Below are 16,660 nucleotides of genomic sequence, written 5' to 3'. Positions count from 1 at the left end.
TCAAATTACAATTCTTTTATCATTACGACGTGCGGGATATTCGCTTCCATAAATACATCAGAACTTGTTACATATCCAAGTTTTTTATAGAAATCTTCGGCATGTGTTTGAGCGTGAAGTTTCAATTTCGGTAGCGAATTTTCTTTTGCATACGCTTCAAGAGAATCCATAACAATTTTTCCAATCCCTTTTTTGCGATGGGAATTTAGCACGCAAATGCGTTCCATTTTTCCTATACCATCAAGGATGCGAAAACGTCCAGCACCAACTGGAACATCATTGTCATATATAACAACGTGTGTTGAAATTTCTTCAAACTCATCGTACTCTTCTTCAGCAGAGACACGTTGTTCATTTACAAACACTTGTTTACGTACAGAGAATGCATCTCTTAGTTGTTCGTCCGTTTGTACAATCTGTGCGTGCAAATTAGTTGTTCCCCTTTCCAAGACGGAATGTTTCGTGTACAGTCCATGTTCCATTTTCTAATTGATATAGAAGATGGAAACGATCAATTGGTTGTTCGTAATAGAAATCTTTCATACGTAATCGGCCCAACACATCAGCATGCTCTGCATCTGATAAGCCTTGTCCGATTGTTAAATGAGGTACGAAAGCATATTCGCGTTCTTGCGTGAATAACCCGCTATGCATTTCTTCATTTAAGAAAGTAAGTTCAGGTGTTTTTTCTACTTTAAAGTAAAGGACGTTATTAACAGGTGCGAATGAACCAACTTTCCCAACATGAAGGGTGAAAGGGTTCGTTTTACTTGCGATTGTATGTAACTCGTTTACAATCGACTCTAATTGTTCATCTTGCGCCTCAAAGGGTGTTTTCAATGTAATATGTGGCGGAACTAATGCGTAGTGCGGGTCATAACGTTTACGCAATCCGTTCGCTTTATCTTGAATCATTTTAGATGGAAAAATTACAATGCCTAATTTCATGTTCCAATTCCTCCCTTTGTAAGTCTAGTTAGATTTTGAGATAAATAAATCTCTTTATCTATTATATCAAATTATTCTGAATACTGCTCTCTATTATTTCATTGATAGAATATGAGAGAAGGCTTTCGGTAAATCAGTCTGCCAATATTTCCAAGTATGATTGCCTTCAAATTCCTCATAATGCGTGATGAAGTTTCTATCTGTAAGAAGTGTATTTAACTCACGGTTCGGCCCTACGAAATCAGATACTTGTCCATCAGTACGCTTTACAGCCGTTTCTTCTGTACCGATGACGTGATACAGTTCTAACGCCTGTGGATCTTTGAATTCTTTTGCTAAGTTCATCACTGTCTCATCCACAAATGGTGATTGCATAACGACTTTACCGAATGTATGCGGATACATAAGTGCAGTCATAAAGGAAACTGTTCCGCCAAGAGAATCACCAATTAAAACACGACCTTTTCCCATTTGGTACGTTGGATAATTTTCATCAATATATGGTGCAAGTTCATGAGCAAGGAAACGAATATATGCAGCATTTTTTACTTCATTTGGGAAATATTTTTCTTTACGATCATGTACATTTTTATATGGAATACCGACAATAATTGTACGGTCAATTTCTTCGGTTTCACGAAGGCGCTCAATTACACGGTGCGCTTTACCAAGCTGAAAATAATCTCTACCATCTTGTGCAATTACAACTGTATGTTTGTGCAGTGGTGTGTAATTTACTGGTAAATAAACGAGAAGTGTAACATCTTCTTGAAGTGATGCGCTATAAAATGAAATTTCTTCAATTCTCCCTATTGTTTGACTCATGTAGATCCCCCTAAATAAAAATTTACTGTAACGATTGTAAGAGCGACGCTTGTAGTGAAAAGGAAAGAAATATTCACTAATTGGTGCCTTAATTTCTATTTTACCATAATGATACGAAGAATCTAAAAAATTAGTATTTAAGTTGCGAAAGAAAACGGATATAATGAAGTGGGATTTTTGACAGGTGAGAGGGGAGACAGGATTTGAAACAAGAAAAATCAATCGCACTACCATTAGCAATTTCTATAATTGCCATTTCCTTTGCAGCAGTTTTTGTAAAGATGTCCTCAGCACCATCTTCAATATTAAGTATGTACCGCTTATGGATTATCGTACTTATTATGCTGCCTATCGTATGGAAAAAAAGAGAGGAATTTAATAGGATTCAAATGAAAGATTGGGGCTTTTTAATTGGATCTGGTTTCTTTTTAGCACTTCATTTTCTTTTATGGTTTGAATCTTTAAAGCATACAACAGTTGCTAGTTCAACAATTATTTTGGCACTTCAACCAATCGTATCTTTAGTTGGAGGTTTTTTTCTATTTAAAGAAAGAACAACATATTCAGCCATTGCAACGATGGGAATCGCTATTTTAGGAGTAATGTGCATTGGTTGGGGAGATTTAGGTTTAAGTAAGCAAGCAATTTATGGTGACATATTATCCTTTCTAAGTGTAATAGCGGTTGTCGGTTATTTATTTATCGGGCAAACGACAGTGAAGAAAGTATCGCACTGGATTTATAGCTTTACAGTCTTTGCGTTCGCAGGTCTTTTTATGGGGATTTATAATGTTATATTACAAGTACCCTTTACAGGTTATACGAAGTGGGATTGGACTGTTTTTCTTTTACTTGCGGTTGTGCCGACAGTGTCACATGTAATTAATAACTGGCTATTAAATTATGTAAATGCAACGACAATTTCAATGAGTATTTTAGGAGAACCTGTTGGAGCATCTATACTTGCGTTCTTCTTACTTGGAGAAAAATTAAATGCAATGCAAATGATCGGTAGCATGCTCGTATTGTTTGGTGTATCTGTTTTCTTACTGCAGCAACAAAAGCGAACAGCAAAAAATGTCGTAAATGAGCCAGTGTATACACAGGAATTATAGTGTTAGGGGAGAAAAGAGAAGTTGTGATACTTCTCTTTTTGTTTTATAGAAATACGGGCGTAGAAGGGGGAAGAAAATGGAAGAGATATTAAAGAAGTATATGAATAGATTTACAACACTAAGTGAAGAAGAGCAGCAAATGATTCTCAGTGAATTACAAATTGAAGAATATAAAAAAGGAACAGTGCTCCTAAGACAAGGAAATGTTCCGTTAAAATGTTATTTTGTATTAAAAGGATGCGTTAGGCAACATAGTATAGATGAAGCAGGGAAAGAAGTTACATCAAATTTTTATACAGAAGAGCAGGCAATTTCGAATTTCAACCATCATAAACAAGATAAATCTTCATCATATACGTTAACGTGTTTAGAAGATTGTACTGTAGTTGTTGGTGATCTACATAGTGAAAAGGACATGTATAATAAGTATTCACAATTAGAAGAAATGACGCGTAAAATGATCGAGTACAATTTCGGTGAAGTACAAGATGAACTTGCTGTATTTATCTCATCGACACCAGAAGAGCGATATAAAACATTGTTACGAAAACGCCCGTATTTAATTCATCGTGTTCCACAATATCAGCTAGCAAGCTATCTTGGCATGACACCAGAATCATTAAGTAGAATTAAGAAACGGCTTAATTAGAGTGTTTACCACCTTTCAATAGTAGCCATATCGCAAGTCCTAATTCACCTGCAATCATAGGTAATTGGAATAGTGATTGTATGAGTGAAATCATTGTATCGTATTGTGTAAACATTGTATTCATGACGTGAATTAGCATATAACCGGTAGCAGCAATGAACAGCAGTATACTAATAAACTTTGGTATCTGTTTAGAGAGAAAAGCTACATAGCCTAAAACGAAAAGATGCAATCCAAAAATGATCAATCCTACAGACCAAATGTATTCGAATGCACTGAGAAACAACATTGTATATGTTTCTGGATTTGCAATTGTATTTTTTGAAAGCAATAATGCCAATATTAGATTGAATATAGCAATCCCAAGTATAGCTGTATACATAAGACGAAGCAAAGCGGCTAGTAATGAGAGGCTAGTATGAATTGGTTTTAGAAAGAAATAAAGAGCCCACGCAGCGACAATATCAGTGATAAAAATGATAATCCACCCAAAAACTTCCGCTTTGAAAAGTGAATTTGAAGTTTGGATATTATGGAATGTTGTACTCGCATCTCCTTGTATAACGAGGTTTCCATGAACAAAACCGTAAGAGAAAAATGCAATGAATGCCATAACAAGAAGAGATGTGCTAGCAAATAAGGCGTACTTTCGTTCAGTCATAATATGTCCTCCTTTTCTAATATTGTTTTCATTGTAATAGGGAAGAGGAGGAGATTCATTGACTTAAATCAAGACGGGGAAAGTTTAGTAGAGTTTCCATCAAAAAAAATGTATGGTTATATCCAATTTTTTATTAACCTTGTAAAAAGTAAAAACTCAAATATTGAAATCAAGTAAAAGAGTGGCTACGAAGCCACTCTTTTACTTTGGATTTGTCATATAAGGTTGTACATGAATGACACATAGGTCACGAAATTTGCCTTCAGCAGTTGTGACAATTACGACTGCTTTACCTGCACTTTTTCCAGTAATCGTCACGGTGTCACCTTTTGGATATATGGTGATGATATCAGAATTCATATTTGACCAAATAAGCTCTTTATTCGTTGCTTGTATTGGTAAAATGGAAGCTGATAACACAATGTTTTGTCCCGTTTTTATTTTTAATTTATGTTTTTCCATATGAACACCGATGACTGAAATAACAGAAGGAGCAATTGAAATTTTAGGCGGGTTAGGTTGCATGTTTAAACAAGACGCAGAAGTATTTGTGATAGGTGAAAATTTTCGTGTTTGTTGTTGCTGGAAAGCTGCTAACATGTTGGAGTCCCCTTTCTGTATAAGTGCTGATACTCATACTATAAAGGAGTAGTGTTATGTTAAATTTAACGAAACATAAAGAATTTGTTAAATTTGATAAAAAGATTGTCGAACTGTAAAAAATCTCTGCTGTTATGATAACAGCAGAGATTTTTTTATAAATTATGACGATGTTGTTTTTCGAAATCCTCAAATTGCTCTTTAACTTCTTTTGAAGGTTGTGTTAGTAAACTAACAATTACGATGGCTAGTAAACTAATAGCGAAACCTGGAATCATTTCATATAAGAAATCTTTTAAGAATTTGAATTGAGTCCATATAATAACAGTAACGGCACCAGAAATCATACCGGCAAGTGCGCCCCACTTCGTCATACGTTTCCAATATAAGCTTAATAAAATAGCAGGTCCGAATGAAGAACCAAATCCAGCCCAAGCGTATCCAACAAGAGCTAAAATCGTATCATTTTGTTTAAACGCTAATGCGCACCCAACTAATGCAATAACAAGTACAGCCATACGACCGACAAATACAAGTTCTTTATCAGATGCAGAACGTTTGAAGAATGTACGATATAAATCTTCAGTTACAGCACTAGAAGTAACGAGTAGCTGTGATGAAATTGTACTCATAATCGCTGCTAGAATGGCTGCTAATAAAAATCCAGTAATAAGTGGATGGAATAAAATTTTCCCAAGTTCAAGGAAAATTGTCTCTGGATTAGATAATGTCAACTCTTGTTGTGAATAGTAAGCAATACCAATAAGACCAGTAAACATAGCTCCAACAACAGAGAAAATCATCCAGCTCATACCAATTCTTCGTGCACTTTTAAGTTCTTTTACAGAAGAAATTGCCATAAAGCGTACGATAATATGAGGTTGTCCGACATAACCAAGGCCCCATGCGAATAGAGAAATCATTCCTAAAGTAGAGGCACCTTTAAAAATATCTAGACGTGTTGGATCTACAGATCGAATTGTATCAAATGCAGGTCCAAGTCCGTTCGAATTCATAATTGTTACGATAGGAACAAGAATAAGAGCGACTACCATAATGATTCCTTGCACGAAGTCTGTCCAACTTACTGCTAAGAACCCACCAAATAATGTGTAAGCTACAACAACGCCTGCAACAATGAATAATCCAACGTGGTAGTTCATACCAAATGAATTTTCAAATAATACAGCGCCTGAAACTAATCCTGAAGCTACATAGAAAGTAAAGAAAATCATAATAACAAGTCCAGATACTAAACGTAGCATATGAGATTTGTCGTGGAAACGGTGTTCCAAAAATTCTGGAATAGTAATAGAGTTATTTGCAATTTCTGAGTAGGTACGTAAGCGAGGAGCAACATAAAGCCAGTTTGCGTATGCGCCTAGTGTTAGGCCGATCGCAATCCAACTACTACTTAATCCAACGCTAAACATTGCACCTGGTAATCCCATTAAAAGCCAACCACTCATATCGGATGCTCCAGCACTTAATGCCGTTACTGCGGGGCCTAGTGTACGCCCGCCAAGCATATAATCTGTTAAGTTGGACGTTCGTTTATAGGCGAAATAGCCGATTACTAACATCCCGAGCATGTAAATAGAGATTGAAGTTAAAGTTAACATCTGCGTACTCATGAAGTTCCCCTTCCTTTTGTCATGTCTTTTGATGCGTTATGCATATTTATCCCGCATAAACGGGCAGTAAAATTCCCACCTTAAAATTGGCTGGGCAAGGAAGTTAGGTGGGAGAGCAACTGCCCGTAAATGCCCGATTGATTTAACTAATAATCAGTGGGATGAACAAACCCCTACTGATTAAAGTTTCACTTTATAATCTATCATGATTATTCTGAAAAATCCATATAGAAATACGAATTTTCAGAAATGTAAGCGTTTTTTGATGTCATTTTACTTTTTTAATATATAATATTCATACAAAAAACCTTATTTTTAATAGAGTATTTATTATATTTACATAAAAAGAGGTTGTTTTGTCAATATAATATTGAAAGGAAAGAAAAATAAAATTTTTGAAAAAGTATTGACTTGTGAAAAAAGTCAGGTCTATAATGAGTGCAACTTAAAAAAATGCAAGCGTTGATGAAGAAGAGTACACATGATGAACATGTCAGAGAGCTGATGGTTGGTGCGAATCAGTATGGAATTGATGTGGAATGGGCTTCGGAGCTTCCAAACCGAAACGAAAGAAGTAGGCTTTGGCGACATGATCTCATCGATACAAGAGACACGTATTGTTTTTGATACGGTAAAGTGCGTTACATTTGTAACGAATTAAGGTGGCACCACGGGAGTACCCGTCCTTTCTATAGGATGAGTACTCCCTTTTTGTGTATAAAAAATTAAATAAATGAAATCGTTTAAGTAAGAAGAGTACGTATATTGGAGACGTTACAGAGAGCCGGGAATAGGTGGGAGCCCGGTACGGTGCCGTATACGGAATGGGCTTACGAGAGGTATGCTGAACAATTATTTTCAGTAGGCAACCCGGGTTCCGCCGTTACAAGGATAAGGTATAAATTTTGTACCTGAACAAAGCGGGATGCTTTTGCATCCAACACGAGGTGGTACCGCGGTATATTTATCGTCCTCTACATATTTTCGATATGTAGAGGACTTTTTTATTTTTCAGAGCGAGGTGAAGGACATGATGACGAAAGAAGAATTTATAAAACAAAAAAGAGAGAGAAAGACATTTTTAGTAATCACTGAAGAAGAAGGAGATAGCATTACGCCAATTTCTTTATATAGACGTATGAAAGGGAAGAAGAAATTCTTATTAGAAAGTTCACAGCTTCATCAAGATAAAGGGCGTTATTCTTACTTGGGATGTAATCCTTATGGAGAAGTGAAAAGCGTTGGTACGGGAGTGGAACGAACGATTTACGGCCGCGCAGAAAAGTTACAAGGTAACGTACTACAAGTGTTAGAAGAAGTAATTGCACCATCACAAGTAGACAGTCCATTTCCATTTTGCGGAGGAGCAGTTGGTTATATTGGGTATGATGTCATTCGGCAGTATGAAAACATTGGAGCGGATTTACACGACCCATTAAATATTCCAGAAGTACACCTTTTACTATATCGTGAGTTTATCGTTTACGATCATTTACGCCAAAAGTTGTCGTTTGTATATGTATGCAAGCAAGATGATTCAGCAGATTATGAAGAAGTATACGAAAGGCTGCGAGTATACAAAGAGGAAGTGCTACAAGGAGAAGAAGCTGAAGTAAATGCAATACAATCCACATTATCATTTACTTCTTCTATAACGGAAAAAGAGTTTTGTGAGATGGTAGAAATTGCGAAAGAATATATAAGAGCAGGAGACATATTCCAAGTCGTATTATCACAGCGTTTACAAAGTGAATGTATTGGGGATCCATTCGGGTTATACCGAAAACTTCGAATTGCAAATCCATCACCATATATGTTCTATATCGATTTTCAAGATTATGTTGTACTCGGTTCTTCGCCGGAAAGTTTACTATCAGTAAGGGAGGATAAAGTGATGACGAATCCAATTGCTGGTACAAGGCCGAGGGGGAAAACGAAGAGGGAAGATGAGGAAATCGCAAAAGAACTGTTAGGCAATGAGAAAGAGCGAGCAGAGCATATGATGCTTGTAGATCTTGGGCGAAACGATATTGGTAGAGTGAGCGAAATCGGTTCGGTTACGATAGATAAATATATGAAAGTAGAAAAATACTCTCACGTTATGCACATTGTATCTGAAGTTTACGGAACATTGCGAAAACAAATGGGCGGATTTGATGCGTTAGCGTATTGCTTACCAGCAGGGACGGTTTCTGGAGCTCCGAAAATTAGAGCGATGGAAATTATAAATGAACTAGAGAATGAAAAAAGAAATGTATACGCTGGTGCAGTTGGATACGTTAGTTTTTCAGGAAATCTTGATATGGCGCTCGCCATTCGAACGATGGTCGTAAAGGATGAAAAAGCATACGTTCAGGCAGGAGCAGGAGTCGTTTACGATTCAGATCCAGTAGCTGAATATGAAGAAACATTAAATAAAGCGAGAGCGCTTTTGGAGGTAATGAAATGATTGTACTTATTGATAATTACGATTCGTTCACATATAACTTGTATCAACTGTTAGGCGAACATGAAGAAGAAATTGTAGTTGTAAGAAATGATGAAATAACGATAGAACAGTTAGAAGAGATGAATCCAAGAGGAATTGTACTTTCACCAGGACCAGGAAAACCAGAGGATGCTGGCATTTGTATCGACGTCATCCGTCATTTTTATAAGAACGTTCCCATATTAGGGATTTGTCTTGGCCACCAAGCGATCATATCTGCATTTGGAGGAGACATTGTTAGAGCAGAGCGTATTAAACACGGAAAAACATCGCGTGTGAAACATAACGGAACGTCAATCTTTTCATATGTTACACAGCCCCTAACGGCGATGCGCTATCATTCCCTTGTTGCAGAGCAAACGAGCTTGCCAAAGTGCTTTGACATATTAGCGACAGCGATGGACGACGGAGAAATAATGGCAGTCCGTCACAATTATTATCCGCTCTTCGGATTACAGTTTCATCCGGAATCAATCGCAACAGAAGAAGGCGGAAAGTTAATCCGTGCCTTTTTAACAGAAGTAAAAGAGGAGGAAAGAGTATGAACAACTATCTTCGTAAATTAGTGGAGGGTCAACATTTAACAGAAGAGGAAATGTATAAAGCAGGACTACTTTTATTAAGTGAAAACATATTAGAAAGTGAAATTGCAGCTTTCTTAGTCTTACTGAAAGCGAAAGGTGAAACTGCAGAAGAAATATACGGTCTCGTTCGAGCTCTTCGCGAAAAGGCATTGCCGTTTTCGAACCATATACAAGGAGCAATGGACAATTGCGGGACGGGTGGTGGTGATGCTCAAACGTTTAATATTAGCACAACATCAGCATTCGTACTGGCAGGAGCAGGTGTAAAGGTTGCAAAACATGGTAATCGTGCTGTTTCTAGTAAAACAGGAAGTGCAGACTTATTAGAAGAACTAGGTGTAAATATTAGTAGTACGCCAAACGAAATTGATTATTTACTAGAGCATGTAGGTATTGCATTTTTATTTGCACCAGCGATGCATCCAGCACTAAGGCGCATTATGAAAATAAGAAAAGAGTTAAACGTGCCGACGATCTTTAACTTAATTGGCCCTTTAACAAATCCAGTGAATTTAGAAACACAATTTGTCGGTATTTATAAACGAGATATGTTATTACCAGTTGCACAAGTATTACAAAAGTTAGGCCGGAAACAAGCGCTTGTCGTAAATGGAAGTGGTTTTTTAGATGAAGCGTCATTACAAGGGGAAAATCACGTAGTCCTTTTAAAAGATAATGAAATAGTAGAAAAGAGTATTAATCCAGAAAAGTATGGTTTTTCAAGAGTGAAAAATGAAGAAATTAGAGGGGGGAATTCAAAAGAAAATGCAAAGATTACGCTTGAAGTATTGAGCGGAGAAAAGAGTGTTTATCGTGATACAGTTTTATTAAATGCAGGTCTAGCTCTTTTCGCAAATGGAAAAACGGAAACGATTGAAGAAGGAATTAAACTCGCGGCACATAGCATTGACTCTGGAAAAGCATTAGCCAAATTAAACTTATTAATTGTAGCAAGCAACGAAAAATTAGAAAGGGTGAACTAAAGTGGGGACGATTTTAGATAAAATTGTAGAACAGAAGAAAAAGGAAGTTGCGGAGTTATATGAAATATATACACCAGTAAAAACAAAAAGAAAGACACATTCACTTGTAGAAGCGTTACAGCAGTTTACTGTCATTGCAGAAGTAAAGCGAGCATCACCATCAAAAGGAGATATCAATTTACACGTTGACGTACGAAAACAAGTGGGAACATATGAGAAATGTGGTGCAGGAGCAGTATCTGTTTTAACAGATGGTCAATTTTTTAAAGGATCGTTTCACGATTTACAAACAGCAAGAGAAGAAAGTAACATTCCGCTTTTATGTAAAGATTTCATAATCGATAAGATTCAAATCGATAGAGCGTATGAAGCGGGAGCAGATATTATTTTACTAATCGTAGCAGCGTTAACGAAAGAGAAGTTAAAAGAGTTGTATAGCTACGTGTTAGAAAAAGGATTGGAAGCGATTGTTGAAGTTCATAATGAACAGGAATTAGAAACTGCGATTGTATTAAATCCGCACGTTATTGGTATTAATAACCGTAATTTAAAAACGTTCGAAGTAGATTTAAGCCAAACTGAAAAGCTTGGAAAAAGATTGAATGAGGAGAAATTACTTTGGATTAGTGAAAGCGGGATTCATTCAAAAGAGGATATTATTCGTGTTAAAAAAGCAGGAGCAAAAGGTGTATTAATTGGAGAGGCACTTATGACATCATCTTCTATTAGTAACTTTTTTGAAGACTGTAAGGTGAATATATGAAAGTGAAAATTTGCGGCATCACTGATATGGAAACAGCAAAACGTGCTTGCGAATACGGCGCAGATGCACTCGGATTTGTTTTTGCAGAAAGTAAGCGGAAAATCACTCCAAAGAGAGCGGAAGAAATCATTCAGGAGCTTCCAGCCAACGTGTTAAAAATCGGTGTTTTCGTAAATGAATCAGTAGAAGTGATCCAGAAAATTGCAGATGAGTGCGGGTTAACACATGTACAACTACATGGAGATGAAGATAATTATCAAATTAGAAGATTGAATATTCCGTCTATAAAATCACTAGGAGTAACTTCAGAAAGTGATATGAAAAATGCTCAAACATATGAAACGGATTATATATTGTTTGATAGCCCGAAAGAAAAGTTTCACGGAGGAAATGGGAAGACATTTTCATGGGAACTACTTGTGCATATGCCAGAAGAGTTGCGAGAGAAAACGATATTAGCTGGTGGATTAAACGCTCTTAATATAGAAGAAGCGATTCGAACTATTCAGCCATACATGGTCGATGTAAGTAGCGGAGTAGAGACAGAAGGAAAGAAAGATCTAAAGAAAATAAAACAATTTATTAAACAAGCGAAGGAGTGTTCCAAATGAATTACGCATATCCAGATGAAAAAGGTCACTACGGTATATATGGAGGACGATACGTTCCAGAAACGTTAATGCAATCTGTATTAGAACTAGAAGAAGCATATAAAGAAGCGATGCAAGATGAAGCGTTTCAAAAGGAATTAAATCATTATTTAAAAACGTACGTTGGAAGAGAAACACCGCTTTATTTCGCTGAAAATATGACGAAGTATTGCGGTGGTGCAAAGATTTATTTAAAACGTGAAGATTTGAACCATACAGGAGCTCATAAAATTAACAATACAATCGGTCAGGCACTACTTGCAGTACGAATGGGCAAGAAAAAAGTTGTCGCTGAAACAGGGGCTGGACAACACGGAGTGGCAACCGCTACTGTATGTGCCCTACTCGGATTAGAATGTGTCATCTTTATGGGAGAAGAAGATGTGAGACGTCAAAAATTAAATGTGTTCCGAATGGAATTACTCGGAGCGAAAGTAGAAAGTGTAGCGGCAGGTAGCGGCACATTAAAAGATGCGGTAAATGAGGCGCTTCGTTACTGGGTTGCACACGTGCACGATACGCACTACATTATGGGATCTGTTCTCGGACCACATCCATTCCCGCAAATTGTCCGTGATTTCCAAAGTGTAATTGGAAATGAAACGAAAAAACAATATGAGGAGTTAGAAGGAAAGTTACCAGAAGCAGTCGTTGCTTGTATTGGCGGTGGTAGTAATGCGATGGGTATGTTTTATCCATTCGTACACGATGAAGAAGTTGCTCTTTACGGCGTAGAAGCAGCAGGGAAAGGCGTTCATACAGAACAGCACGCAGCTACTTTAACGAAAGGAAGCGTTGGGGTTTTACACGGATCGATGATGTACCTTCTGCAAAATGAAGAAGGACAAATTCAAGAAGCTCATTCTATTTCAGCAGGGCTCGATTACCCGGGTGTTGGGCCAGAACATAGCTTACTAAAAGATATTGGCCGTGTTTCTTATCATTCGATTACAGATGATGAAGCGTTAGAAGCATTTCAATTATTAACGAAAAAAGAAGGGATTATTCCGGCTTTAGAAAGCTCACATGCTGTCGCATACGCTTTAAAATTAGCGCCGCAAATGAAGAAAGACGAAGGACTTGTTATTTGTTTATCAGGCCGCGTGGATAAAGATGTAGAGAGTATAAAACGTTATATGGAAGAGGTGTAAAAAATGGGAGTAGAAAAAATTAAAGCAGCGTTTGAAAATGGTAAGAAAGCATTTATTCCGTACGTAATGGGCGGAGATGGTGGCTTTGAAAAATTAAAAGAAAGAATTCGTTTTTTAGATGAAGCAGGAGCGAGCATCGTTGAAATCGGCATTCCTTTTTCGGATCCAGTCGCAGACGGTCCAACGATTCAAAGAGCAGGGAAACGAGCGCTAGATAGCGGTGTAACAGTAAAAGGTATTTTTCAAGCATTAATAGAGGTAAGGAAAGAAGTGCAAATTCCGTTTGTACTCATGACATATTTAAATCCAGTACTTGCATTCGGAAAAGAACGATTCATCGAAAACTGTATAGAAGCAGGTGTAGACGGCATCATCGTTCCAGACTTACCGTATGAAGAACAAAATATTATTGCGTCGTTACTTCGAGAGGCAAACATTGCGCTCATTCCACTCGTTACCGTAACGAGTCCTATTGAAAGAATTGAAAAAATTACGAGTGAATCAGAAGGGTTCGTTTATGCTGTTACAGTAGCGGGCGTAACGGGAGTACGTCAAAACTTTAAAGAGGAGATTCATAGTTACTTAGAAAAAGTAAAATCACACGTCAACTTACCAGTAGTCGCTGGATTTGGCATCTCAACAAAAGAACATGTAGAAGAAATGGTTACAATATGCGACGGAGTTGTCGTTGGAAGTAAGATCATTGAGCTTTTAGAAAATGAAAAGCAAGAAGAAATATGTGAATTAATATATGCAACAAAACAAAAAGAAGAGGCGTAGTCTCTTCTTTTTGTTTTGCGTAATAAATGTTAAAATATACAGAAAATACATATAATTTAGAGGGTGAGAAGGCATGCTAAGACGTAAACTACTATATCTATTTTTAACTGTACCGCTATACGCTTGGCTCATTAGCATGACGAAAATAGAGTTAATGGCTCTATTTTTAGGGTATGTATTCATCTTTTCCAACTTAAATCGCATTCAAGAACAGTCTATTTTAGAAATATGTCTATTTTCGATTAGTATAGAATTATTTAGTATCGTTTCGATTGTATTATTAAACGAATTATTTCTACGGATTCATTCATTTACATTAATGAAATTTTGGAATATTATATTGCAAGCAATATGTACTTACATTGTGTTTGTTGTGTTGAAAGAAATAGTCGGAAAGCAGACCGTTTTTCAGGATAATAGAAAATGGGAGTGAATGAAAAGGAGCCGTTTGGTTCCTTTTTTGAATCTGTTGTAAAAACAATTGAAAATTATAGTATCTGTTATATAATAGTTAAAAATTGTATTTTAAACGAAATGAGATGATAACATGGCCATATTGTTGGCACTTATCCCAATTATGATGATTTTCATTTGTTTATTTTTATTTAAACAAACGTCATTAAGGTCCTCGTTAATTTCTTATGCTGTGTCTGTTGGAATCGTTTTACTCTCGCCAATGTTTCAATTAGGGATAAGTGAAACTGTGCACGCAACGATTAAAGGATGGTTAATTTGTTTTATTGTCGGGTACGTTTTATTTTTCGGTATTTTTTTATTTCACCTCATGAACAAAATGGGGTACATCGATCAAGTAGCACGTTTTCTAGAAGCAGTTACTCAGGATCGCTTATTACAAATGCTGCTTATGTGTTTTGGCATTTGCCCGCTTATTGAATCAGTAAGTGGATTCGGTATTGGCTTCATGGTTGCAGCACCTATTTTTCTTTCACTAGGATATAAACCATTTCAAGCTGTACTACTCTCATTCATCGGCTTACTAGCTAGTTCATGGGGCGCAATGGCAACTGGTACGATTATCGGTTCGCAGCTAATAAATATGCCTCTTACAACATTTGGCACAAATACAGCGCTATTAAGTATTCCGATGTTTGCTTACTTCGTTATTCTTTCTTTACACGTTGTTGGCGGCTGGCAAGCGGTTATAGAAAAGTGGAAAGAAGGAGTAGGGTTCTTTCTATTATTTTCTCTCGGAATCTATCTTTCTAATGCGTACGTAAGTGTTGAACTAGCCGGGATATTAAGTTCTATCGTTACGATTACCTTTGGCTTTTTTATCATTAAATTAAAAGGAAAAAGTGGGCAAAATCTTATAACAGAACATGCGGCTGCAACGGAGAGAGAAGTATCCATTATAAAAATTATTAGCCCTTATATATTTCTAACAGTTTGTATTTTACTTTCTCGCCTCGTTCCAGCATTACATGATTTGTTCAGATCATATGCGGTTCTTGATTTGAAATCATACTCTTACAAACTAGAGTTACTATATTCACCAGGATTTTGGCTCGGTATGACTTGCTTATTTACTATTATTTTCTTCCGCATCCCGTCTAATATTATTAAACAATCACTCTCACAAACGATTAAACAATGGATTCCATTTGCTATTACGACGACAATGTTTATCGCCATTTCAGAACTAATGGGTGCATCTGGCATGCATTCATTACTCGCAAAGACAGCTGGTGAAACATTTGGAACCTTTTTCGTTTTCGTTGCTCCGTTTATTGGCGCTATTGGTGGATTTTTAACAGGTAGTAACGCAGGATCAAATGCAATGTTTATAAAACTACAAATGCAAACCGCACAAAACGTAGCACTCCCGTGGCAATATGTCACAACACTTCAAAACACCGCATCATCAGTAGCGACAATTGCTTGTCCATCACGGATTACACTAGGTGCTTACTTATGTAATATCCCTTACCGTGAAAATGAACTATTAAAGAAGACGACGTTAATGATCTTTGGTGCGGTTTTGCTTGTAGTGGTAGAAGTTATTGTTTGGTATATGTTGAGAAATTAAAAATCCTCCTAACATAGGAGGATTTTTTTTATGAGTGGATAATGATTTAAATATGAATAGCTTCTACTAAATGAATAGGAGATGAAATGTATGCCCCTAAAAAACTACGGTGTGTTAAAAGGTACAGTTATACAATCAAAGATTGGAAAAGGGAAAACACCTCATTATCAAGTTCATTTACAGGGCGAGACAGGAGTAAATTATCGTATTGCAATTAACGTAAAATCGCAAAGCTATCCGTCAGAAGTTTTATATTTTGCGAGTAACAATATTAAGTCAGAGGCGATTCATATTTTACCGACATTACCATTCGATTTTACAGAAATAAAAAACAATGAACCGAAAGTAGCTTTAGATTATGTAAGAGGAAATCTATTTGACTCAAATCAAATGATTCCTTTGCCTCCCGAAAAAGCAGGAGCAGATAATGATTTAAATGAAAAAATAGAACGTTATATAAAACGAGCAATAGAAGAAAAAGCAATTATTTACGCGTTTGGTGAAAGATGGGGACCAGAAGAAAATACACCAGATTCCTATTTTCATTTCAAACCAGGAAACGGTATACATGATATTCATATGAATCAAGGGAATGTAGAAAAATGGCAAGGTGATGATGGCATATGGCAAGATGGAGGAATACTCATTCACTTTGAAAAGGAAGAAGAATGGATCGGTATCTTTCTTGCCTTCCAATCACAGTCATGGTGTACCGATGAAGAGGGGCATGCTCGTGTGCCTGTTGAGCATTGTGATTATAAGGGGAATAATTAATAAGAAGA

At 36.7% G+C, this 16,660-nt stretch carries 18 protein-coding genes and 2 other annotated features; of the genes, 12 read left to right on the top strand and 6 right to left on the bottom strand.

Annotation, left to right across the window (positions count from 1 at the left end):
- Window positions 1-5 precede the first annotated feature (5 nt).
- The 3 genes from QCI79_RS06315 to QCI79_RS06305 all read right to left on the bottom strand — a co-directional run bounded on the left by QCI79_RS06315 (window position 6) and on the right by QCI79_RS06305 (window position 1,773).
- Window positions 6-428, bottom strand: a complete 423-nt coding sequence (locus QCI79_RS06315; RefSeq protein ID WP_000543288.1) for a GNAT family N-acetyltransferase — start codon at window positions 426-428, stop codon at window positions 6-8.
- Window position 429: 1 nt separating this feature from the next.
- Window positions 430-948 (bottom strand): YjcG family protein, encoded by a 519-nt coding sequence (locus tag QCI79_RS06310; protein ID WP_000765863.1) that lies wholly within the window; start codon window positions 946-948, stop codon window positions 430-432.
- 93 nt (window positions 949-1,041) lie between these two features.
- The gene (locus QCI79_RS06305; protein ID WP_000084013.1) at window positions 1,042-1,773 is read right to left on the bottom strand and encodes an alpha/beta hydrolase; all 732 of its coding nucleotides are present in this window, start codon (window positions 1,771-1,773) and stop codon (window positions 1,042-1,044) included.
- Window positions 1,774-1,976: 203 nt separating this feature from the next.
- Here QCI79_RS06305 and QCI79_RS06300 point away from each other — a divergent pair, with 203 nt between their 5' ends.
- Together QCI79_RS06300 and QCI79_RS06295 are read left to right on the top strand one after the other, a co-directional pair.
- Window positions 1,977-2,888 (top strand): DMT family transporter, encoded by a 912-nt coding sequence (locus tag QCI79_RS06300; RefSeq protein ID WP_000806940.1) that lies wholly within the window; start codon window positions 1,977-1,979, stop codon window positions 2,886-2,888.
- Window positions 2,889-2,964: 76 nt separating this feature from the next.
- Entirely contained in the window at window positions 2,965-3,537 is a 573-nt protein-coding gene (locus tag QCI79_RS06295) for a Crp/Fnr family transcriptional regulator (RefSeq protein WP_000391242.1), read from the top strand.
- Here the strand turns inward: QCI79_RS06295 and QCI79_RS06290 are convergent.
- The 3 genes from QCI79_RS06290 to putP all read right to left on the bottom strand — a co-directional run bounded on the left by QCI79_RS06290 (window position 3,530) and on the right by putP (window position 6,432).
- Window positions 3,530-4,198 carry a DUF4386 domain-containing protein gene (locus QCI79_RS06290; RefSeq protein WP_000140099.1) on the bottom strand — a complete coding sequence of 223 codons (669 nt, stop codon included), beginning with the start codon at window positions 4,196-4,198 and terminating at the stop codon, window positions 3,530-3,532. The genes QCI79_RS06295 and QCI79_RS06290 overlap by 8 nt on opposite strands.
- 201 nt (window positions 4,199-4,399) lie before the next feature.
- A complete protein-coding gene (locus QCI79_RS06285; RefSeq protein WP_000878734.1) occupies window positions 4,400-4,798 on the bottom strand; it encodes an Ig-like domain-containing protein in 399 nt (132 codons plus the stop codon).
- Between the two features lie 155 nt (window positions 4,799-4,953).
- Complete coding sequence (putP, locus tag QCI79_RS06280; protein WP_000107212.1) at window positions 4,954-6,432, bottom strand: sodium/proline symporter PutP; 1,479 nt, start codon at window positions 6,430-6,432, stop codon at window positions 4,954-4,956.
- 453 nt (window positions 6,433-6,885) lie between these two features.
- Window positions 6,886-7,123 (top strand) — a binding site (T-box leader).
- 42 nt (window positions 7,124-7,165) lie between these two features.
- Window positions 7,166-7,410 (top strand) — a binding site (T-box leader).
- 52 nt (window positions 7,411-7,462) lie between these two features.
- Here putP and trpE point away from each other — a divergent pair.
- The 10 genes from trpE to QCI79_RS06230 all read left to right on the top strand — a co-directional run bounded on the left by trpE (window position 7,463) and on the right by QCI79_RS06230 (window position 16,652).
- Window positions 7,463-8,881 (top strand): anthranilate synthase component I, encoded by a 1,419-nt coding sequence (gene trpE / locus QCI79_RS06275; protein WP_002100838.1) that lies wholly within the window; start codon window positions 7,463-7,465, stop codon window positions 8,879-8,881.
- Window positions 8,878-9,465, top strand: a complete 588-nt coding sequence (locus tag QCI79_RS06270; RefSeq protein ID WP_000636321.1) for an aminodeoxychorismate/anthranilate synthase component II — start codon at window positions 8,878-8,880, stop codon at window positions 9,463-9,465. Before trpE ends, QCI79_RS06270 begins: the two co-directional genes overlap by 4 nt.
- Window positions 9,462-10,487 carry an anthranilate phosphoribosyltransferase gene (trpD, locus tag QCI79_RS06265; protein ID WP_001067372.1) on the top strand — a complete coding sequence of 342 codons (1,026 nt, stop codon included), beginning with the start codon at window positions 9,462-9,464 and terminating at the stop codon, window positions 10,485-10,487. The genes QCI79_RS06270 and trpD overlap by 4 nt, the downstream gene beginning before the upstream one ends.
- 1 nt (window position 10,488) lies before the next feature.
- Complete coding sequence (gene trpC / locus QCI79_RS06260) at window positions 10,489-11,250, top strand: indole-3-glycerol phosphate synthase TrpC (RefSeq protein WP_000536700.1); 762 nt, start codon at window positions 10,489-10,491, stop codon at window positions 11,248-11,250.
- Window positions 11,247-11,861, top strand: coding sequence for a phosphoribosylanthranilate isomerase (locus QCI79_RS06255; RefSeq protein ID WP_000865122.1), 615 nt, complete (start codon window positions 11,247-11,249; stop codon window positions 11,859-11,861). Before trpC ends, QCI79_RS06255 begins: the two co-directional genes overlap by 4 nt.
- The gene (gene trpB, locus QCI79_RS06250) at window positions 11,858-13,051 is read left to right on the top strand and encodes a tryptophan synthase subunit beta (RefSeq protein WP_021727510.1); all 1,194 of its coding nucleotides are present in this window, start codon (window positions 11,858-11,860) and stop codon (window positions 13,049-13,051) included. Before QCI79_RS06255 ends, trpB begins: the two co-directional genes overlap by 4 nt.
- A gap of 3 nt (window positions 13,052-13,054) precedes the next feature.
- Window positions 13,055-13,831 carry a tryptophan synthase subunit alpha gene (gene trpA / locus QCI79_RS06245; protein ID WP_000537815.1) on the top strand — a complete coding sequence of 259 codons (777 nt, stop codon included), beginning with the start codon at window positions 13,055-13,057 and terminating at the stop codon, window positions 13,829-13,831.
- Window positions 13,832-13,904: 73 nt separating this feature from the next.
- Window positions 13,905-14,264 (top strand): DUF4029 domain-containing protein, encoded by a 360-nt coding sequence (locus tag QCI79_RS06240; RefSeq protein WP_000946131.1) that lies wholly within the window; start codon window positions 13,905-13,907, stop codon window positions 14,262-14,264.
- A gap of 114 nt (window positions 14,265-14,378) precedes the next feature.
- A complete protein-coding gene (locus QCI79_RS06235) occupies window positions 14,379-15,878 on the top strand; it encodes an L-lactate permease (RefSeq protein WP_000996239.1) in 1,500 nt (499 codons plus the stop codon).
- 90 nt (window positions 15,879-15,968) lie between these two features.
- Window positions 15,969-16,652, top strand: a complete 684-nt coding sequence (locus QCI79_RS06230) for a DUF2278 family protein (protein WP_001128612.1) — start codon at window positions 15,969-15,971, stop codon at window positions 16,650-16,652.
- The last annotated feature ends 8 nt before the right edge of the window (window positions 16,653-16,660 follow it).

Origin of the sequence: Bacillus cereus group sp. MG1 (assembly GCF_040460035.1) — a bacterium.
Lineage (GTDB): Bacteria > Bacillota > Bacilli > Bacillales > Bacillaceae_G > Bacillus_A > Bacillus_A cereus.
The sequence above is the reverse complement of the archived record's forward strand: the minus strand, read 5'-3'. Positions and strand labels throughout refer to the sequence as shown.